Here is a 20,656-nt window from a genome sequence, read left to right as displayed (position 1 = left end):
GCACATGCCGCCCTGCCCCGCCGCTTACGCCACGATCTCGACTTCGCTCAGCATGCGCCAGTTGCGTTCGAGCGTTCTCGTCGCAGAGCCCGCGACCGAGACCGTGCTCCTCAGATGAAGGTCGCGGCTCGAACTGCCGACCAGCAGATCGAAGTCGCCCGGCTCGACGATGCGCTCGCCGCGCGCGTCGGTGAAGTTCAGCATGTCGACCGGCAGCTTCACGCGCACACGGCTCGATGCACCCGCCGCGAGCGGCACGCGCGCGAACGCCTTAAGCTCGCATACCGGCCGCGTGACCGACGCGTGCCGGTCGCGCACGTAGATCTGCACGATCTCGGTGCCATCGCGCGCGCCGATGTTCCCGACGGTGAAGCTCAGTTCGATCGTGCCATTTTCGATCGGCACTTCGCTGTGCGCAACCGCGAGGTCACCGTAACGGAACTGCGTGTAGCCGAGGCCGAAACCGAACGGGTAGCGGCAACCGAAGTGGTACGCAATCGGCGTTCCCGCGCTCTTCAGACGATGGTTATACACATACGGCACAGCGCCGGCGCTCTTCGGCACCGATAGCGGCAAACGGCCGCTGAAATTGGCGCGGCCCACCAGCAAATCGGCCAGCGCTTCGGCGCCACGCTCGCCCGGCGCGAATGCCATGATCTGCGCGGCGATGCGGTCTTCGAGGCCGCCAAGGTTGTACGGGCGGCCGCCTGTCATCACGACGACCGTCGGCGTGCCGCTATCGACCACCGCCTGCAGCAACGCCTGCTGCACGCCCGGCAGATCGAGGCTGTCGGTATCGGACCCTTCGCCGACCGTGCCGGACTGGAACAGGCCCGCCAGATCACCGACGAACACCAGCGCGACACCCGCTTGCCGCGCGGCATCGACCGCGGCGGCGATGCCGTCGGTCTCCTTGCTGATCAGCTCGTCGCAATGCGCGTCGCCGGTCAGATCGAGCGACACGTCGCCCGGGAAAACCGGCGCGCCCGCGCGACGTTCCTTGATGATGTCGCAACCGTGCGCGTGAATCACGCGCTCGTCGCCGAGCAGCGCGCGTAACGCGCGCAGCGGCGTCGCGATCGAAGCAGTGGACTGCTCGCCACTGTTGATCAGGTGCACCGGGAAGCTGTAGCCCGCCAGCAGCGCGAGCGGATCGTCGGCGGTCGGGCCGATCACCGCGATCTTTTTCGCGCCGTTCGTGTCGAGCGGCAGCACGTCGCCTGCGTTGCGCAGCAGCACCGCCGATTCGACCGCGACCTGATACGCGGTATCGCCCGCAGCCACGCTTTTCACGTCGACGCGTTCGGGATCGACGTACGGATTCTCGAACAGGCCGATCTGGAATTTCACCCGCAGCACGCGCGAGACAGCGGTATCGATCGTTGCTTCGGTAATCTCGTTGCGTTCGAGCGCTTCTTTCAGATGCACCGCGCACTCGTGTCCGGGCAGCTCGACGTCGAGACCGGAGTTGAACGCGAGCGCCGCGGCCGACGCGCTGTCACGCGCCACCGCGTGGTGGCTGTACAGCAGGTCCACGCCCGCGTAATCCGCAACGACGAGACCGTCGAAGCCCCACTTCTCGCGCAGGGTGTCATGCAACAACGCACGGTCGCCATGACAGGGCACGCCATCGACGTCGTGATAGGCCGGCATCACCGAACCCGCGTTCGCGAGCTTCACGGCCATTTCGAACGGCAGCATGAACACGTCGTTCAGTTCGCGCGCGCCGACATGCACCGGCGCATGATTGCGGCCACCTTCGCTCGCCGAATGGCCGACGAAATGCTTGAGTGTCGCGAGCAGATCACGCTGTTCGCCTTGCAGGCCCTTCACGTAATGGCACGCGAGCACGCCGACCAGATACGGGTCTTCGCCGAGCGTCTCCTCGGTGCGGCCCCAGCGCGGATCGCGCGACACGTCGAGCACCGGCGCGAGCCCCTGGTGGCAACCGATCGAACGCGCCTGCTCGCCGATGATCGTGCCGACTTCGCCGACCAGTCGCAGATTCCACGTCGCCGCATAGTTCAACGGCGACGGGAACAGCGTCGCGTCCTTGATCATCAGCCCGACGAGACACTCCTCATGCGCCATCACCGGAATGCCGAGGCGCGTGTCCTCGACCATCTTGCGCTGCAGTTCGTTGAGCGCGCGCACGCCTTCCTTCGGGTCGACCGTGTGCGTGCCGAGCGGCCGCGTAATCTGGCCAAGGCCATGCTGCAGGATCTCGTCGACCGTGATCTGGTTGGCGCTCTGCGCGAAATCGATGCCACGCGCCTGGTGCTTGCCATCGGACGACAGCTTCAGCCACGCAGCGTGAAGCTGCGCAATCTTTTCGTCCAGTGTCATGCGCGCGAGCAGATCGGCCACGCGCTCCTCCACGGCTGCAGCGGGATTGCGGTAGAGCGGAACCTCACCTTGGCGAAGCAACATCGAGAACTCCTTTTTTATCCTTGTGTACGAAGCGCATGAAGCGCCGACAAATCCGTTTTTCTGACAGGCGTGCGGCAGGGCGTTGCTTCAGCCCAGATGCCACCCCTTTGCTTTCAGATACCTTCCCGTATTTCGCAGTCCTGCTGATTGACCGAATGCGATCGGGACTCGAAATCCGTGATCGCAAACGGATCAGTGCAGACGCGGCAGCGCGAAATCCTTGTCGTCGAACACGTGGCACGCGTGCGGTGCAAACGCCAACTCGATGCGCTCGTCGTGCGTCACGCCGCCATCGCCGGGCAGCTTGGCGATCATCGCGTTGCCGTCGCGCACGCCGCCGTCCAGATGCACGTAGCTGTGCTCGCCCATCCGTTCGACCAGACGCACCGCGCAGCGCATCGTCTGCACGCCCGGCTGCGTCGACGGCAGCGCGAGATGCTCCGGACGGATGCCGAGCGTGACCTGCGAACCGATACGCTGCTTGCGGCCGTCGACTTCAGCGCGCACGTGCTCGCCCGTCGTCAGTTCGACCTGAATACCCTTGTCGTCGACCGCGCGGACCGTGGCCGGCAGAAAGTTCATCTTCGGCGAACCGATGAACCCCGCGACGAAGCGGCTCTTCGGCCGGTGATACAGATCGAGCGGCGCGCCGATCTGCGCGACGCTGCCGTGCTTCTCCATGTCCGCGCCGGCGTGCAGCAGCACGATCTTGTCGGCGAGCGCCATCGCTTCGATCTGGTCGTGCGTGACGTACACCGCGCTCGCGCGGCTGAACTCGCGATGCAAACGCGCGATTTCGGTCCGCGTCTGCACGCGCAGCGCGGCGTCGAGGTTCGACAGCGGCTCGTCGAACAGGAACACGCCGGGCTCGCGCACGATCGCCCGGCCGATCGCCACACGCTGGCGCTGGCCGCCGGACAGCGCTGCGGGGCGGCGTTCCAGGTAGGCGTCGAGTTGCAGTGCGGCAGCCGCGCTGCGCACCTTCTTGTCGATGATGGCCTTATCGATTTTCGCCTGACGCAAACCGAACGCCATGTTCTCGTACACGCTCATGTGCGGATAGAGCGCGTAGTTCTGAAACACCATCGCGACCTGGCGCTTCGCGGGTTCGACGTTGTTCATCAGCTGACCGTCGATGCGCAGTTCGCCGTCGGTGATCGATTCGAGACCGGCGATCATGCGCAGCAACGTGGACTTGCCGCAGCCCGACGGCCCGAGGAACACGCAAAATTCGTTCATGCCGACTTCGAGGTTGGCGTCGCGGATCACCGCGTGACCGCTCGTATAGGACTTCTGTACGTTACTGAGGGAAATGCTTGCCATATCGTTTTATGCGAAGTTCGGTGCGCGGGCCTCTGCAGCCCGCACGATTCGAGGTGGTTTGCGATGCGGATCAGCCCTTGAGCGAGCCAGCCATCATCCCCTTGATCACGCGCTCCTGACCGAACGCGTAGGCAACGATCAACGGCAACGACGTGAGCACGAGGACAGCCAGCATCGACGGTATGTTCGACGCGTATTGCCCCATGAAGTCCCAGATCGCGAGCGGCAGCGTACGGTGCTCGGCCGTCGATGTGAGCATGTACGCGAAGATGAACTCGTTCCACAGACCAATGCCGTTGAAGATCGCCACAGTGGCGAGCCCTGGTGCCGAAAGCGGGAAGAAAATCCGCCAGAAGATGCGGAACGGACTGCAGCCGTCGAGCTGCGCCGCTTCTTCAAGCTCGCGCGGAATCTGGCGCATGAACTCGGTCAGGATGAAAATCGATACCGGCAGACTGAGCGCCACATAAGGGCCGAGCAGTGCAAACGCCGTATCGTAAAGACCGAGATTACGCGTGAGTAGATAGATCGGTACGAGCGTCGCATGCAGCGGTACGATCATGCCGGCGACCACGAGACCGAAGAGCATCTTGTTCAGCGCGAAGCGCATGCGCGCGAACACGTAGGCCGCCATCGCACTGATGATGACGATCAGCAGCACCGACACGCCGACCGTGAACACGCTGTTACGGAAATACGTGAAGAACGGCCCCTTCAGCACAGCCGCGTAATTGCCCCAATACAGCTGGCTCGGCGGCGCCCACACGGACGTCGCGAAGGTCTCTTCCTGGCTTTTGAAGCTTGACGCGACCATGAAGAGGAATGGGATCGTGGTAACGCCCAGCCAGATCAGCGCCAGCAGAGGAATGCCCACGCGGGGGAAGCGTAGTTTCTTGTTCATGGTTCAGACCTCGGTTGCATAACGACGGGTGAAGCGCATCGACACCGCCGCCACCGTGATGACGATAAGGAACATCGCCGAGCCGATGGTGCTGCCGTAGCCGAGTTGGAACGAGCTGAACACCGTGCGATACATGTAGGTGGCCATCAACTCCGACGAGCCTTCGGGGCCGCCACCGGTCATCACGAAGACCAGATCGAAGTAACGCAGCGAGCCGAGCACGGACAGGAGCACAGCCGTGCGCACCGTGCCTTGCAGGTGCGGCAGCTTGATGCGCCAGAAAATGGTCCACTCGGAAGCGCCGTCGAGGAGGGCAGCCTCGTTAACCTCGGCCGGCATCGACGAGAGGCCGGCGAGGAACAGAATCATGTAGAAAGGCGCGTTCTGCCAGATGATCACGGCGATGGTCGCGCCCAGCGAAAGATGCGGGTCGCCCAGCCAGTCCTTCGCGAGGCCATCAAGCCCGAATGCCTGCAGCGCGACGTTGAGCGGACCAAAATTCGGATCGTAGATCTGCTTGAACAGCACACCGATCGCCACGCTCGACATGAGCAGCGGCAGAAAATAGAGAACCTTCAGCACGCGCGAGCCACGGCCCGCCTTTTCCAGCAACACGGCAAGCGCGAGCGCGATCGGAAGCTGGATGATGATCGACGCGACAGCAAGGATCACGTTGTTCTTTAGCGACTGCCAGAACACCATGTCGTGGGCGAGTCGCCCCCAGTTCGCGAGCCCGATATAACGGGCAGTGTTGCCGAGGCCGTTCCAGTCGAGCAGCGACAGCCGCAGGCTGGAGACGAGCGGATAAAGCAGGAATACGGCCAGCAGCAGCAGCGACGGCGCAAGAAACACGACCGTGACGAGCGTTTGCGACGAGAGTCTCAGCCGGCGTTCGGGTGTAGCGGAAAGTGCGATATTCACAAGTTTTATGCCGACCGGAACCTCACGGCGCCGGCCGGACTCTTCTTTAGGACTGGAGATTAACCGCCCTTCTTCGAAGCGGCTTCCATTTGCTGCGCAGCAGCCTCAGGCGTCAGCGACAGACCGAACAGTGCCTGCGTCGTGTCCTTGTGCATTTCACCGAGGGCCGGCGGCAGTGCCTGGTCGTACCAGAGCTGCACGCTCGGAGCCGCGGCAAGCAGTTGCTGCAGACGCTGCGTGAACGGATCGTCGATCTTGACGTTATTGACCGGCGGGAGCTTGTGGTCATCCGACGCGCGAGCCTGCATCGCCTTGTCGTCGGTCAGTGCCTGGATCAGCTTGAACGCTGCGTCCGGTGTCTTGCACTCGGTCGAGATGCTCAGGAAGCCATCGCCCACCGTGCCGATCAGGTCGCGCGGATCGCCCTTGCCACCCGTCACGCTCGGGAACGGGAAGAAGTCGAGATCCTTCGAGAACGCCGGATCTTCGTTCGCGATCGTCGAAGCTTCCCAGGCACCCATCAGCTCCATGGCGGCCTTGCCCGAGTACAGCAGACGGCGCGAAGCACCCGAGTCGTAATCCAGGCCGTTGATGCCCGGCGCGAACGCACCAGCCTTCACGAGTTCCTGGATGCGCTTGCCGGCTTCGACGAACGCCGGATCTTCGAAGCCCTTGCCCTTGCCTGCGAGCGCGTCCTTCACGACTTGCGGACCACCGATACGGTCGACGAGGTACATGTAGTACATCGAACCCGTCCACTTGTTCTTGTTCGCGAGCGAGAACGCTGCAACGTTGTGCGACTTCAGCACCTCGACGACGTGCATCAGTTCATCCCACGTCTTAGGCGGCGTGATGCCGTACTTCTTGAACACTTCCTTGTTGTAGAAGATCACCGCAGCCGCTGCGTTCTCAGCAGCAACGCCGTAGGTCTTGCCGTCGAACGTCGTGACATCCCACGACGATTGCATGAAGCGGCCGCGATACGCCGGGTCCTTGTTCAGGTACGGCGTGAGGTCGACGATCTGGCCGGACTTCACGTACTCGTGCAGGCCACCGCCACCCCAGTTCTCGAACACACACGGCGGCTGGTTCGCGCCGAAAGCGACCTTCAGCTTCGTCTTGTATGCCTCGTTCAGGACGTGCGAATTCTCGACCTTGTAGCCTGGAACCGCCTTTTCGAATCGATCCGACGCGTCGCGAATGATCTTGCTCGACGACGCATTGGTCTGCTGGTCCCACTCCGTGATCGTGCTGCCGGATTCGGCCGCGACGGCCGCGACACCTGCAGACATCGAAAATAGCAGCGCCGTTGCGCCGATGATAGACCGCGCTTTAAACAAAGCCGGGTACGCCATGTGTGTGTCCCCTCTTCTGGATTTTTAGGAAACTGCCGGAACGTTAACGTTAGCCTTAACGTTACCGAATGTTAGGCTGACGCTTGAACTATGGCTATGCGGGATTTTACCTGGTCTCGCGACGCTCCCGCGCAACAGTCATATAAGATTGACCCATTGGGCGAAAGCCGAAATATAAAGGGTTCTGCTAGAATAGCCACTACATAAACGGTATCGCTAACGTTATTAGCGAGTCGACCCAGACAATGACCTCTCGCACACCTTCGACCCGCATGGCAAGGCAAACCCCCACTCTTGAGCACGTCGCCAAGCTTGCCGGGGTGTCCCAGATGACCGCGTCGCGCGCACTGAACGGCCGTCCCGGCGTGTCGCGCGAAACCCGCGACGAAGTACTGAGAATCGCGTCGGACATCGGTTATGTCGTCAACCGCACCGCGCAGAAGCTGTCGGGCGGCCGCAACGGCATCATCGGCATCATCACGCCGACACTCGACACACAATTCTCCAGCGAGCTGGTTCTGGGCGCGGGCCGCGCAACGCGTGGCGCGGGCTGCGAGATGCTGGTCTATACGGTGTTCGACGAAGACCGCGATACGCATCACGACCTGCTCGGTCTGATCCAGCAATTTTCCGACGGTATCCTCGCCATTCTTCCGCGCGAGTCGCTTTGCCTCGAAGCGCTCGCCACCGCGAAGGTTCCGGTCGTCGTCGTCGATCAGCGCGGCACGCTGACGGGCTTTCCGTCAGTATCGGTCGACAACTATGGCGGCGCCTGTCTCGCGGTCGAGCACCTTGCGGAACTGGGTCACAAGCGGATCGCGTTTCTGGCCGGCGACGAAACGATCGAAGGCGTGCGCGACCGGCAACGCGGCTATCACGACACGCTGGCTCGACTCGGCCTGCCACGCGAAGACTCGCTGGTGGCCGCGGGCGACCTGTCGCAGATGATGGCGTTCGACGTCACCTTCGACCTGCTGAACCTCGCCGAACCGCCCACCGCCATCTTCACGGCCAACGACCAGAGCGCGTTCGGCGTGATCGCCGCGATCCGCGAAGCGGGTCTTCGCGTGCCGGACGACATCTCGGTGATCGGCTTCGACGACATCCCAATGTCCGAGCAATTTCACCCGGCGCTCACCACGATCCGTCAGCCGTTCCAGCAAATGGCGCGCTCGGCGGTCAACACGCTGCTCGCGCAGATCGCCGGTATCGACGCCGCGTCTCAGCGGATCACGCTGCCGGCGGAACTGGTGGTGCGCGATTCCACCGGCCCAGTCCGCACGAAACAGCGCCGCAGCCGTCACCAGATGGTTTCGACGTAAGTCGACGCGCGCACCTTCGCATCCGAAGTGACGAGCGCGCCGCCATGCGTGCGCGCGGTCGCGACGATCAACCGTTGATGCGAGGTTAGTGACGGCGGCAGCGTGGCTGCGCGAAATGCGATCTCGGTGTCGACCGGAATCATCCGCACACCGTCGAGCGACAGAAACGTCGACACCCAGCTGCGCGCATCCATCGACAACCCGAGGCTGCCGGTCTTCACGAATTCCGCGATTTCGAACGCGCTGATCGCCGAGATCAGGATCTCGCCGCCGGCGAGCTCCCGATCGATCGCATCGTGCGCGGCCTGGCTCAGCGCTTTCTGCCTGCCGAGCCAGCACACGAGCGCAAGCGTGTCGAGCGTGATCATCAGTCTTCCTGGTCGGCAGTGACCGGCTGCAACGCGTGCTTCAGGTTGAAATGCGTGATCGACGCGCGCAGCAGCTCGAGCGGGTTCTCCTGCTTGCTGCGATACGGCCGGATCTCGATGGTAGGTTGTCCGCGGTCGGTGACGACGACGGTTTCACCCAATGCCTCGACCTGGCGAAACAACTCGCAGGCCCGGGACTTGAAAATGGCCTTAGATACTCGCTTTTCCATGACGCTCTCCACCCATCAAAATTTCAACGGTTATTTTATGTATCGGGCCGATGCGCTCGCATGCGATGCGTGGCCTGACATTCGTTATCAACCTTGCTTTTGTCGTTGCTTCCCAACTTACTGCAAGGAGCTCCTTCGAACTCCAGTCCTACTCGCGGCCGCGATGTTTGCCCGTGCTGTAGGCCTACGAAAAGATGCAAACATTTTAAACGTTACCCTTAACGTTAGGCGATGTTAATTGCGCATAATCGCCGCCGCCATGCGTGGTTTACCTAAGCTCCAGACTACTATCCGGGCACCCCGAAAACCTCCGCAAACCAAGTCCGGGAAGGCGAAATCAGTCAGCGAGACATCAACAGTCATACAAAAGATTGCACACGATCCGGCTAACGTTGGCCCTCCTTGCGTCACTCCTCATCGTTCGATCCAGGCGGCCCCGATGAACGCTCCGCATCGAAATGTACGATCCATGCATGCAGCGATTCGCGCGGCTTCTTCGGCCTGGCGCGCCGCTGTGGCTCGCGTTCGATAGCCGATTGCCCAGGGTCCGCGGCGGCTACCGTTTCGTCGGGCATCCCGGCGTGCCGGTGCCCGGACCGTCCGCTCACGGCGTCCTCGCAATCGTCCTTCGCTACTTTCTTCGCCATCGCATTGTCCGCCAGCGGTGCCCCGTCGCTCATCGGCATAGGCCCGTCAAACGATCGCGCCGACGTCCTCGCCGACTTCAGGTCGCTCGAGGGTCACTGCCGCACCGCTCGCATCGAACACCGTGACCGCCGCCGACGCCACCTTGATCCCCACACGCGTACCGACCGCGTGCTGCGCGTCTTTCCTGTCGAGCTTCAGCGCAATCGCGTGCGCCATGCCGTCGAGTCGGGCATGCAGGATCGACACGTCGCCGAGATGCTCGACCAGCTCGACCCGCGCGGCGAGTCCTTCGTCGAGCGAGCCGATGCCCAGATGCTCGGCGCGCACACCGAGCGTCAGCTCGCCGCTGACCGGCTGCGCGAGCCGGCCGGGCAGCACGATACGCTCGCTCGCGCCGGCGAGCATCACGACGGCTTGCGCATCGCTTTGCGACACCAGCTTCGCGGCCAGCATGTTCATCTGCGGCGAGCCGATGAAGCCGCCGACGAAGCGGTTCGCAGGACGCTCATACAGATCGAGCGGCGCGCCGGTCTGCTCGATGCGGCCTTTGTTGAACACGACGATCTGCTGGCCGAGCGTCATCGCCTCGACCTGGTCGTGCGTGACGTAGATCATCGTCGTGCCGAGTTCACGATGGAGCTTCGCGAGCTCGATGCGCATCTGCACGCGCAGCGCTGCATCGAGATTCGACAGCGGTTCGTCGAACAGGAACACGCGCGGCTTGCGCACGATCGCCCGCCCGATCGCGACCCGCTGGCGCTGACCGCCCGACAGCGCCTTCGGTTTGCGCTCCAGCAGATGCGTGATCTGCAGGATCTCGGCGGCACGGCCCACGGCCTCACGCACCTCCGCTTTCGACTTGCCCGACAGCTTCAGCGAAAAGCCCATGTTTTCCGCGACCGTCATGTGCGGGTAGAGCGCGTAGCTCTGAAACACCATCGAAATGCCGCGGTCCACGGGCTGCAGATCGTTGACCCGTACGCCGTCGATCATGATGTCGCCGCCCGTCACCGACTCGAGCCCGGCGATCATGCGCAGCATCGTCGATTTGCCGCAGCCGGACGGACCGACAAACACCGTGAACTGACCGTCCGGAATGTGCAGATCGATGCCCTGGATGACCTGCGGTCCTTCGCCGTACGTCTTCGAGACGTTGCGCAATACGAGTTCGCCCATTGAAACCTCCTCCTGAATCCTTGTGCTTGCAGACCCCGCGTGACGCTATCCCACTGCCCCACTACTGTCGCGCCACGCGAGGTTCGGTGCGCCCGGCGCCGTGCGCGCGCCTCAGCGCGCGGCTGCGATGCCGGCGTGTTGTGCGATCACGTCGCGATACCACAGCGCGCTGTCCTTCAGCGTGCGCTCCTGGCTCGCGTAATCGACATAGACCATGCCGAAGCGCTTGTCGTAGCCCGACGCCCATTCGAAGTTGTCCATCAGGCTCCATGCGAAGTAACCGGCCACGTCGACGCCTCGTTGCACCGCGTCCGACAAAGCGGCGAGATGCAGGTCGTAAAAGCGCACGCGCTCTGCGTCGTGCACACGGCCCTTATCGAGCACGTCCTTCGCCGCGCAGCCGTTCTCGGTGATGTAGATCGGCGGCAGCTTGTAGTCGGCGTTCAGCTGGGTCAGCAATTCGGTGAGGCCTTGCGGATAGACCTCCCAATCCATGTCCGTGAAGCCGAGCACGCCCGGCGGACGTTTGTCGCCCGATGCGCTCGCAAAGATCCGCGTGTAGTAGTTGATGCCGAGAAAGTCCATCGGCGTGCCGATCACGTCGAAGTCGCCGCTCAGGATCACGTCTTGCGGACCGTTCTCGCCATACCATTGCAGCGCCTCGGCCGGATATTCGCCCTTGAAAAGCGGGTCCATGTACCAGCGCACGAACTTCGCGTATTCGAGCGACGCGGCGGCCTGGTCTTCGGGCGAATCCGTCGCGCCATGCGCCGGCGACTGGTTCAGCACGATGCCGAGCGGCGCCTTCACGCCATCGGCGCGCAGTGCCTGCAATGCAAGACCGTGCGACAGAAGCAGATGGTGCGCAACGTGGGCCGCTTTCTTCAGATCGGCATTGCCGGGCGCGAAATAGCCGGTTGCGTTTCCGAGCCACGCGGTGCACCACGGCTCGTTGTGCGTCGCGATCGACGCGACGCGATCGCCGAGCACGCTACCGATCTTGCGGGCGTAGTCCGCAAAGCGATAAGCGGTGTCGCGGCTTTCCCAGCCGTTCTGCATGTGCTGCAGCGACAGCGGCAGATCCCAGTGATAGAGCGTCGCAAACGGCTGGATGCCGCGCTCGAGCAAACCGTCGACGAGGCGCTCGTAGAACGCGAGGCCCTTCTCGTTGAACGCGCCGCTGCCAGTCGGCTGCACGCGCGGCCAGGCGATCGAGAAGCGATAAGCCTTGACGCCGAGTTCGGCCATCAGATCCAGATCTTCCTCGAGGAGGTGATAGTGATTGCATGCGACATCGCCGTTCTCGCCGTTCACGACCTTGCCCGGCACGTTGCAGAACGCGTCCCAGATCGACGGCCCGCGGCCGTCCTCATGCGCTGCGCCTTCGATCTGGTAGGAACTGGTGGCGACGCCCCAGACGAAGTCTTCGTTGAATCGATACGTCGACATAGATGATGTTGTCCCGATTGGTCATGCCCGCGAGGGCGTGAAGATAAACGAAAGAAGCTCAGGCCTTGACCGCGCCGGTCGTCAGACCGTCGATCAAACGCCGCGAGGTGAACGCGAATAGCACCAGCAGCGGCAGCACCGCGACCGCGGAGCCCGCCATCACCGCGCCCCAATCCGAATTGGTCGGACTTTGGAGAATGCGCAGCGCGAGCGGCAGCGTGTACATCGACGGCGAACGCAGCACGACGAGCGCCGACAAAAAGTTGTTCCACGCCTGAATGAAGCTGATCAGCCCAAGCGTGCCCAGCGCCGGTCCCAGCAGCGGCATCACGATGCTCCAGTAGATGCGGAATTCGCCGCAGCCGTCGATGCGCGCCGCCTCGATCAGATCCGACGGAATCGCCGCCGCGACGTACTGGCGCATCAGGAACACGCCGAGCGCAGCGGCCGCGCCCGGCACGTACAGCGCGCGCGGCTGATCGATCCAGCCCAGCATGTTCATCGTCATGAAGGTCGGAATCATGCTGAGGAACGGCGGCACCAGCATCGCGGTCAGCGCGACCGCGAACAGCGTCTTCTTGAAGCGGAACTCGTACATCGCAAACGCGTAGCCGGCCATCGACGTGACGAGCAGCGTCAGCACGGTCTGCATCGCCGCCGTATAGAAGCTCCAGCCGAGATTGCGCCAGAACGGAATGTGCCGCATCAGCGAGGCCATGTTGTCGAGAAACGCACTGCCGAACCACAGCGGCGGCGGCATCGAGAAGATCTCGGAACTCGTGTGCGTCGCGAACACGAACATGAAGTAGAACGGCGAGAACATCAGCAGCGCGCCCGCCAGCACGATCGCGTAGCCGATATAACGGCCCTTGTTGTTCGACGATTTCATCGCTGTGTCTCCTCGTTCATGCCGCTGCGGTGAAAGATGCGCGTGTTCAACCACATCAACGCGGCGATCGAAATGAACAGCAGCCATGCGATCGAACTCGCGGTGCCGAAGTCGCCGTCGTGGAATGCGGTGCGATACATATAGACGGCCGTTGTCAGACCGGACTGGCTCGTACCCATGCCTTCGTTCGGTAGCAGGATGAACGGCTCTTCGAACAGCTGCAGCCCGCCGATGATCGACAGCGTGACCGCGAAGAAAATCATCGGTTTGATCAGCGGAATCGTGATGCGCGTGAACTGCTGCCAGCCATTCGCGCCATCGATGCGCGCGGCCTCGTAGAGGTCTTTCGGAATCGTTTGCAGCGCCGACAGATACAGCACCGTGTTCCAGCCGACATAGCGCCAGAAGATCACGACCGATACCGCCGGCTTGACGTTCTTCGGGTTATAGAGCCACTCGATCGGATGCGCGGGCACGATCCAGTGCAAACCGGGCAGCTTGCCGAGTTCGCCGATCGCGAGATTGATCATGCCGAAGTCGGTCGAATACAGCGACGAGAAGATCAGCGCGATCGCGACGCTCGACGTGATGAACGGCAGGAAATACAGGCCCACCACGAAATTGCGCCAGCGGCGAAACGCGGTTTGCAGAAAGAATGCGAGCGGCAGCGCAACCAGATGTTGCGGCACGCCGGACGTGATCGCCATAAACGCGGTGTTGTACAGCGACTTCCAGTACCACGGGTCGGTCAGCGTGAACGTGAAGTTCGACAGACCCACCCACTTCATGCTCGCGAGTCCCGCCGTCGCGTCCCAGCTCTGGAACGACAGAAACAGCGAAAACAGCAGCGGAAACGCGAGGAACATCGCGAACAGCAGGAAAAACGGGGCGAGAAACAGGTACGGCGCGAGCTTCACCAGATTGAGCCGCGATGTTCTGCGCGGCGCGGTCAAGCTTAGCGCGTCGCTCGCTTGCGCATCGCGGGCGAGCTCTTCGGTCGTGGGCAGCGGAGTGTTCATCAATAGTTCCGTCCAGTCGGGCGTGGCCAAGGTGGGAGCCCGGCCACGCTGTTTGCAGCACACTGCGACACACTTCATGTCGCGGCACGCAGCGTGCCGCGACCTTCCATCAGCAACGCTTAACGGCGAACGCGATGCGCGATCTGGTCCTGTGCTTCCTGCAACGCGGTGTGCACGTCTGCGCCGTCGTCGACAACCTTGTCGAGCGCCGAGTGGACCGCTTCCTCAGCGACCTGGTCGTACTTGCTACGCTGGATCGCCGGGATGTGGGAGGCCGCATCACGCCAGATCAGACGCGCCTTCTCGTTGCCGAGAAACGCGACCGGCTCCGCGAAGAACGAATCGTTCTGCGCGGCGAGCAGCGCGGGGAACGCATCGATCGAACGGAATGAAGCAAGCTGCGTGTCCTGGCGCGTCGTCAGGAACTTGATGAATTCCCACGACATCGCCTTTTGCGTCGCCTTCGCCGGAATCGCGTAGAACGTGCCGCCGAACGATGCGTACGCGTTGTTCGGCAGATTGGTCGCGCGCCACAGACCCTTCGTGTCCGGTGCGATCCACGACGACAGGTGGCCACCGAGCCACGCGCCCATCATCTGCGTCGAGACGGTGCCGCGCTTGAAGCTCTCGGCCCATTCGTTCGTCCACGGCGAGATCTTCGCGTCGAGACCGAGGTCGCGTGCCTTCTTCGCGAGTTCGAACGCCTTGACGAAGCGCGGCGACGTGACGACCGGATTGCCGGCCTTGTCGAAGTAAACGCCGTCGCCTTCCTTCAGGTCAGCGCGAATGTAGATATCCTCGATATCGCGCGACGATGCCATCAGGTACGCGCCCGTCGCCTTCTTGATCTTCACGCCGGCCGCGAGATACGAGTCCCACGACTTCGTCAGATCCGCTTCGGTCACGCCCGCCTTGTCGAGAATGTCCTTGCGATAGAACAGCGTGCCCGGACCGATATCGGCCGGCATGCCGACGATCGTGCCATCCTGCGTGGTCGCCTGCGCGAACGTGTAGTTGATGAACTGGCTCTTGTACTGGCCCGCGCTGTACGGCGGCTTCGACAGATCTTCGAGACCGCCGCCCGCGGCGAAGCGGCCGATAAAGCCGACCTCGACCGCCATCACGTCCGGCAGATCGGAGCTCGTCGCGAGCGCGGTGGTCATCGCGTTGTGGTGATCGCCAATCGCGAGCGACGACACCTTGATATCGACGTCCGGATGCAGCTTCTTCCACGCCGGAATCGCGTCCTTGATTTCCTGGTCCAGCTTCGGAAAGACCGCGACCGTCAACGTGGTGTTGGCCTGCGCGCCGACCGCGGCGAGGCTGAGCAGAACGGCGGCGGCAGAGCCTGAAAAACGGAATTTCATTACTCGTCTCCTTGTGAATCCTGTTTGAATTGCATCCGATGACTACCTGGTTGCTGCGGACCTACTTCCCCTGTTGTCCTTGTTACTGCTTTGCTTGTTGCCTGCTGATGCCTGAAAGCGCTTTCACGCCAAGGCGAAAAAAACATCCACTACGTGCGCGTATCCCCCCGCTTCACGGGCGACGTGATTCGCCGCGTCGTTTCACGCGTCACGAGCGTGAGCGGAATCGGACTGAGCGCGATGGTCTGCTTGCGGATCATTTGTACGATGCCCTGCGCGGCGAGGCGGCCGATTTCATAGGTCGGCTGGCGCACCGTCGTCAAAGGCGGAGTCATGTAGGACGAAGTCGGCAGATCGTCGAAGCCGACCAACGACACGTCCTCCGGCACCCGCACGCCGCGGCGGAACATCGCGAGCCGCGCGCCGTACGCGGTCTGATCGTTCGCGCAGAACACCGCGCTGAACGATGGATGGCGCGCCATCAGCCGCTCCATCGCGGCGACGCCGCCTGTTTCGAGGTAATCGCCCTGCTCGACGAGATCGGCATCGAAGCCGATGCCCGCTTCTTCGAGCGCGATCCGGTAGCCGTCCAGGCGCTCGATCGCATCCTCGTGACTGGCCGGCCCGGCGATGAACGCGATCTCGCGATGGCCCTGGTCGATCAGATGACGGGTCGCGTCGCGCGCGCCCTGCATGTTGTCGATCGGCAGGCCGGCGAGCGTCGCGCTGTTTCGTACTGAGCGGCCTAGCACGAGCATCGGCGCGTGGCGCGCGTAGTCGGTCAGGGTCGGTTCATCGAGTTGTGCGTGTAGCAGGATGATGCCGTCGACGCGCCGCGCGATGAACTGCTCGAGTCGTGCCTTTTCGTCGTTGATATTCCAGCGGCTGCTCACGAAGATCGGCGTAAAACCAGGCTCGTAAAGCGCCTCTTCGATGCCGCGCAACCACTCCGCATAAAACGGGCTCGACACCGCCTGCGTCAGTACCCCGATCGTTTCGGTCCGGCCGCTCGCGAGACTGCGCGCGAGCACGTTCGGCCGATAGTTGAAGCGCGCGATCGCCTCTTCCACTGCCCGCTGCTTGGCGGGAAGCACGCGCGCAGAACCATTCAGGATCCGCGATACGGTGCTCGGAGAAACACCGGCCGCGCGCGCGATGGCTTCGAGCGTCACGTTGGGCGCAGCGGGTACGTTCGGTACCGTGGGCACGCCGGGTTTATCGTTTGAGCCGTCGTCGGTCATGAGTTCTGCCTGAATCCTGTCCTGAAAGCGCTTTCAGATATTGAAAAAAAAGCGCGATTATATATATCCGGTGATGAATTCGAAATAGAAAAAGCAGCCGATGCGACGAGGGTGGAGGAGGCGTCGCACCGGCCTCTCTATGAAAGAGATTTAAACAGTCCTTGAAACACAGAGATCACTTCGATTGCTGGTCAGGCAACCTCAACTCAGAACGAGGTCATAATCCCGGCGAAGACGCCGGTCTGGCTATGACCGTAATTCGGGTTGCTGTTCGACGATGTACCCGTCACCGGATCGAAGTTGTTGTTGCCGTACGAGCCGTTGCCGAGGTTCAGGTTCGACGTCGAGCTGTTGTGCACATAGCCGGCTTCCGTGTACAGGAACGTGCGCTTCGACAGCGCGTACGTCGCGGCGAGCGTGAACAGCGTCGCGTTGCCGTTGCCGTTGTTCGCGTTGGCGTGATAGACCGCAGCCGTCAATGCCGTCGGCGCTGTGACCTGCCATGCGGCGCCGAACCATTCGTGGTTCACGCTCGTCGGCGCGCTCACGCCGAGCGGCTGATTGGTCACGCCCGCGCCACCGTTCACGGTAGCGTTCGTCGCGTCAGGCGCGCTCAGGTGCTGGTAGCCCGCGTACAGCTTCACCGGTCCGATCACATAGGTGCCGCCGACAAGGGCCATGCGCGAAGCCGCGTAGACATCGTTGAACGAGCCGTTGGCGCCACGCACTTCGTCATAGATCACACGGAAATCGCCGTTGCCCCACGTGTAGATACCTTCGACTGCGTTCGTACGACCCTGGCCGGTCGGCACACCCTTGGAGTTGACAGGCGCCGAGTTCCAGCTTGTGTTGTTGGTCAGCGAATACTGGCCCTTCAGCACGAGACCGCCCAAGAGCACCGGCGAGTTGTACTCCGCACCGTTGCTTGTGCTGGTCCAGTTACGGCCGCGCACCAGTGTCGAGATCGCGTAGCGCTGCATCAACTGCGGGTCGGTGCCCCAGCTGTCCTGCGCCAGTTCGCCGGCACCGAGGTTACCGAGCTTGAACAGACCCCAGTGGTCGTTCGTCAAGCCCACCGTTGCGTGACGGCCGAACAGATTGCCCGCCGACGCGCCGGTCATCGTATTGAGCTGACCTTCGAGCTGGAAGACCGTCTTCGTGCCGCCGCCGATATCTTCGGCGCCCTGGAGGCCGAACCACGAGCAGCCCCAGTCGCCGCTTTGGGCCGCCCACGCGTGGCCGCCCGGGAGGCCGGTTTCAAACTGGATGCCGTTGTCGATGCGGCCGTACAGCGTGACGCTGCTCTGTGCATGGGCCACCGTCGTCGCAGCTGCCATCACAGACACAGCAATAAGCTTCTTTTTCATTAGTCTTCCTATATATATATTGTGGCGTCTCCAAGCCCATCAGGACGCATGCGTTGCCACGCGTTCCCCTCTCGTCGAAATGCTCGCTTCACATTTCGAGGCGATTATAGGGATGACCTTGCGCCGTGCCTCTAACTAACGGCTCAGGGAAAACGCTGTTATCGATAACAGTTGCGTTCCGCCCGATCCCGAAGTAGCACCCCGTTTCGTGACCATCCCGTGATGGTCATAAGCGTCGGAAATACGTTTGAATTCATGCACCATCGCAATACGCGAATGCCGTCGATCGAGTCGCTCAGCGCCTGCTTTGCTCGGAGATCGCGCTCGAATGCAAGCAAAAATCGCTATCGCCGTTGCAAAGAAGCAACGGCCCGGTTTGCCTGTCTTGCCGGTTTTGGCTTGACGACCGGTCTTAGTGCTGCCAGCAGTGGCAGGAATTAGCGACTATCATCAATGCATACGATGCCGGGCAACGAGCCGGGCTCAGCCGCGTAGCCGGCTGAGTGCGGGACTGTCAGCGCATCCGTCTGGCTTTCGCGCTCCACCACGAACGCTCCATCCAGCTCCCATCCCTCGGCTCCCGCTGTTCCCCCGCCACGCCGCGCGCGCGACGTCCCGCTCGAACACGCTGCCCTTGCAGACTTTTCCGCGGGCGACGGCGCACGACCGCCCATCGCCCCAGCCGACAAAACCTCGACGCGCAACCGCGATCAGCGCCACCCGTGAAATGGGAAGAGGATTTTGTCCGATGTACTTCCGCGGCCTCGCATCGAGTGCGACCGGAAGAGGATTTGCCGGCGGAGTTTGCCGGCGCACCGTGGTACGTGTAAGGAGGTATCGTGAAAACAGTCCTTGTATCTACACTCGCGTTTCTGGCTGCAGCCGCAATCGCGCCGGCAGCCCATGCCCAGGGCGATTCGCAAGCCACTGACCAACAACTCGCCCATGCCGTGCGCGTCGCGGAGGCTCATGCCGGCGTCGGGATGTCACATGTGTTTGTCTTTGCCCACTCGGGACAGGTCACGCTGATCGGATGGGTGCCAGCGTGGGATCATGTCGCGCTTGCCGAGCGGAGTGCGATGTCGGTGCCCGGCGTCACCTCGGTGGACAACCGGCTCACCCCCGACGGTGGCTCGCTGAACGCGCACTGAACGGCTTCGGTTTTCCTGTCTCGCCAGTCGGGATTGATTGACTGGCGCTCTGTTTCGCGCAGTTCGTGGCGCGGGCGCGTTGCGCAATCTCCGCGTGAAAGCGCTTTCAACCCGCCGGGTCGCATCGGGCGACTCGACGCTGATGCGCCTCGCATCGTTTCTTCCATATGTCAGGTAAATCCCTCATAGCAGGTCCGGGGGGCGCTGCCTAACATCGCGCTTGTTACCGATAACGTGGTCAGTACAGAGAGAAACATCGGAACGAACACCACATCACAAGGAAACGAGGAATGCGTCCTTTGAGGACTTCGATGCGCATGCTCTGTGCAGCCGTCGCCATTTGCACGCTTGCATGGACCGCGGGCTGCGCGCACAACCCGGCGGCGACCGCTCACGACGGCCCGCCGCTGGCCGCCGCCCCCATCGAAGCGCTGCCGCCGCTGCGCAGTGTGATGGCTGCGCACTTCAAGGTCGGCGCGGCAATCGAACCCGATTCGATCGACAGTCCCGCCGACGCCGCGCTCATCGCGGCGCAGTTTTCGAGTCTCACAGCCGAGAACAAGATGAAGCCGGGCACGATCGGCGTCGCGCAAGGCCAATACAACTTCGAGCCGGCCGACAGGATCGTGGCGTTCGCTCAGGCGCACGGCATCGCGGTGCGCGGCCACACCCTGGTGTGGCACTTCAAGGCCGGCGACTGGACCGAAGCGCCGGCCTGGTTCTTCGCCGGCGATCCGAAAGATCCGCACTATCACGACATCGTCGCGGAGCGGCTCGATCGATATGTAACCGACGTGGTCACACACTTTCGCGGCAAGGTCTATGCGTGGGATGTGGTCAACGAAGTGATCAGCGACGACCCGCATCAGGTGTACCGCGAAGACAGTCCGTGGTATCGCGCGCTCGGCAAGGACTACATCGCGATCGCCTTCCGCGCGGCGCGCGCGGCGGACCCGAACGTGAAGCTCTACATCAACGAGTACAGCACCGACGATCCTGGCAAGCGTGCGAAGCTGCTCTCGGTGATCCGCGATTTACGCGCGCAAGGCGTGCCGATCGACGGGGTCGGGCATCAGATGCATATCAGCGTGAACTGGCCGCCGCTGCCGAACATCAAGCAGGCGTTCGACGACGTCGCTGCACTCGGCCTCGAAAACCAGGTGACCGAGCTCGACGTGAGTCTCTATAGCGATCCGGGCGAATGCTGGAACAATTCGCACGCATGTCTGCCGGACCTCGGCCATCCGGTGCCGAACGACATCATGCGTGCGCAGGCAGAGCGTTATCGCGCGGTGTTCGCTCTGTTCGAGCAGGAGCCGAGCATCAAGGCGGTAACGTTCTGGGGCTACTCGGACAAGCACACGTGGCTGACGTCGACGCCGGTGCCGCGCAACAACCTGCCGTTGCCGTTCGATGCAGACCTGAAGCCGAAGGCCGCGCTGTGGACGATCGTCGACTCGTCTTATCAGCCATAACGTCGATCTTCAAGCAGAAATGCC

General features: G+C 62.5%; 18 protein-coding genes. 3 read left to right on the top strand and 15 right to left on the bottom strand.

The window, feature by feature from the left end; translation table 11 throughout:
- Positions 1–24 precede the first annotated feature (24 nt).
- From L0U81_RS28665 to L0U81_RS28645, 5 genes are all read right to left on the bottom strand, one after another.
- The gene (locus L0U81_RS28665) at positions 25–2,430 is read right to left on the bottom strand and encodes a glycoside hydrolase family 3 N-terminal domain-containing protein (protein ID WP_233808581.1); all 2,406 of its coding nucleotides are present in this window, start codon (positions 2,428–2,430) and stop codon (positions 25–27) included.
- Between the two features lie 192 nt (positions 2,431–2,622).
- A complete protein-coding gene (locus L0U81_RS28660) occupies positions 2,623–3,753 on the bottom strand; it encodes an ABC transporter ATP-binding protein (RefSeq protein ID WP_233808580.1) in 1,131 nt (376 codons plus the stop codon).
- A gap of 70 nt (positions 3,754–3,823) precedes the next feature.
- The gene (locus L0U81_RS28655; RefSeq protein ID WP_233808579.1) at positions 3,824–4,654 is read right to left on the bottom strand and encodes a carbohydrate ABC transporter permease; all 831 of its coding nucleotides are present in this window, start codon (positions 4,652–4,654) and stop codon (positions 3,824–3,826) included.
- 3 nt (positions 4,655–4,657) lie between these two features.
- Positions 4,658–5,575: a carbohydrate ABC transporter permease gene (locus L0U81_RS28650; RefSeq protein WP_233808578.1), complete on the bottom strand. Its 918-nt coding sequence runs from the start codon at positions 5,573–5,575 to the stop codon at positions 4,658–4,660.
- Between the two features lie 59 nt (positions 5,576–5,634).
- Complete coding sequence (locus L0U81_RS28645) at positions 5,635–6,867, bottom strand: extracellular solute-binding protein (protein ID WP_233808577.1); 1,233 nt, start codon at positions 6,865–6,867, stop codon at positions 5,635–5,637.
- Between the two features lie 308 nt (positions 6,868–7,175).
- On the opposite strand from L0U81_RS28645, the gene L0U81_RS28640 reads away from it, so the two are divergent.
- Complete coding sequence (locus tag L0U81_RS28640) at positions 7,176–8,252, top strand: LacI family DNA-binding transcriptional regulator (RefSeq protein WP_326489872.1); 1,077 nt, start codon at positions 7,176–7,178, stop codon at positions 8,250–8,252.
- Here L0U81_RS28640 and L0U81_RS28635 read toward each other — a convergent pair.
- The 10 genes from L0U81_RS28635 to L0U81_RS28590 all read right to left on the bottom strand — a co-directional run bounded on the left by L0U81_RS28635 (position 8,231) and on the right by L0U81_RS28590 (position 18,006).
- Positions 8,231–8,620 (bottom strand): type II toxin-antitoxin system VapC family toxin, encoded by a 390-nt coding sequence (locus L0U81_RS28635; RefSeq protein WP_233808573.1) that lies wholly within the window; start codon positions 8,618–8,620, stop codon positions 8,231–8,233. The genes L0U81_RS28640 and L0U81_RS28635 overlap by 22 nt on opposite strands.
- On the bottom strand, positions 8,620–8,850 hold the full coding sequence (locus L0U81_RS28630) for a type II toxin-antitoxin system Phd/YefM family antitoxin (RefSeq protein WP_233808571.1): 231 nt from the start codon (positions 8,848–8,850) through the stop codon (positions 8,620–8,622). Before L0U81_RS28630 ends, L0U81_RS28635 begins: the two co-directional genes overlap by 1 nt.
- Positions 8,851–9,257: 407 nt before the next feature.
- Entirely contained in the window at positions 9,258–9,497 is a 240-nt protein-coding gene (locus L0U81_RS28625) for a hypothetical protein (RefSeq protein WP_233808570.1), read from the bottom strand.
- A gap of 46 nt (positions 9,498–9,543) precedes the next feature.
- A complete protein-coding gene (locus L0U81_RS28620) occupies positions 9,544–10,674 on the bottom strand; it encodes an ABC transporter ATP-binding protein (RefSeq protein WP_233808569.1) in 1,131 nt (376 codons plus the stop codon).
- Between the two features lie 111 nt (positions 10,675–10,785).
- On the bottom strand, positions 10,786–12,123 hold the full coding sequence (locus tag L0U81_RS28615; RefSeq protein ID WP_233808567.1) for a GH1 family beta-glucosidase: 1,338 nt from the start codon (positions 12,121–12,123) through the stop codon (positions 10,786–10,788).
- A 58-nt stretch (positions 12,124–12,181) separates the two neighbouring features.
- On the bottom strand, positions 12,182–13,012 hold the full coding sequence (locus L0U81_RS28610) for a carbohydrate ABC transporter permease (RefSeq protein WP_233808565.1): 831 nt from the start codon (positions 13,010–13,012) through the stop codon (positions 12,182–12,184).
- On the bottom strand, positions 13,009–14,031 hold the full coding sequence (locus L0U81_RS28605) for a carbohydrate ABC transporter permease (RefSeq protein ID WP_233808564.1): 1,023 nt from the start codon (positions 14,029–14,031) through the stop codon (positions 13,009–13,011). Before L0U81_RS28605 ends, L0U81_RS28610 begins: the two co-directional genes overlap by 4 nt.
- Positions 14,032–14,150: 119 nt before the next feature.
- Positions 14,151–15,398, bottom strand: a complete 1,248-nt coding sequence (locus tag L0U81_RS28600; RefSeq protein WP_233808563.1) for an ABC transporter substrate-binding protein — start codon at positions 15,396–15,398, stop codon at positions 14,151–14,153.
- Between the two features lie 149 nt (positions 15,399–15,547).
- Positions 15,548–16,639, bottom strand: coding sequence for a LacI family DNA-binding transcriptional regulator (locus tag L0U81_RS28595; RefSeq protein WP_233808562.1), 1,092 nt, complete (start codon positions 16,637–16,639; stop codon positions 15,548–15,550).
- A gap of 206 nt (positions 16,640–16,845) precedes the next feature.
- Positions 16,846–18,006, bottom strand: coding sequence for a porin (locus L0U81_RS28590; protein WP_233808560.1), 1,161 nt, complete (start codon positions 18,004–18,006; stop codon positions 16,846–16,848).
- An 839-nt stretch (positions 18,007–18,845) separates the two neighbouring features.
- Here L0U81_RS28590 and L0U81_RS28585 point away from each other — a divergent pair.
- Both L0U81_RS28585 and L0U81_RS28580 read left to right on the top strand, forming a co-directional pair.
- Complete coding sequence (locus L0U81_RS28585) at positions 18,846–19,157, top strand: BON domain-containing protein (protein ID WP_233808556.1); 312 nt, start codon at positions 18,846–18,848, stop codon at positions 19,155–19,157.
- A 290-nt stretch (positions 19,158–19,447) separates the two neighbouring features.
- Positions 19,448–20,632 (top strand): endo-1,4-beta-xylanase, encoded by a 1,185-nt coding sequence (locus L0U81_RS28580; RefSeq protein WP_233808555.1) that lies wholly within the window; start codon positions 19,448–19,450, stop codon positions 20,630–20,632.
- The last annotated feature ends 24 nt before the right edge of the window (positions 20,633–20,656 follow it).

Source organism: Paraburkholderia sp. HP33-1 (genome assembly GCF_021390595.1).
Taxonomy (GTDB): Bacteria; Pseudomonadota; Gammaproteobacteria; order Burkholderiales; family Burkholderiaceae; genus Paraburkholderia.
Note: the sequence above shows the minus strand (reverse complement) of the source record. Positions and strands in the feature narration are given on the sequence as shown.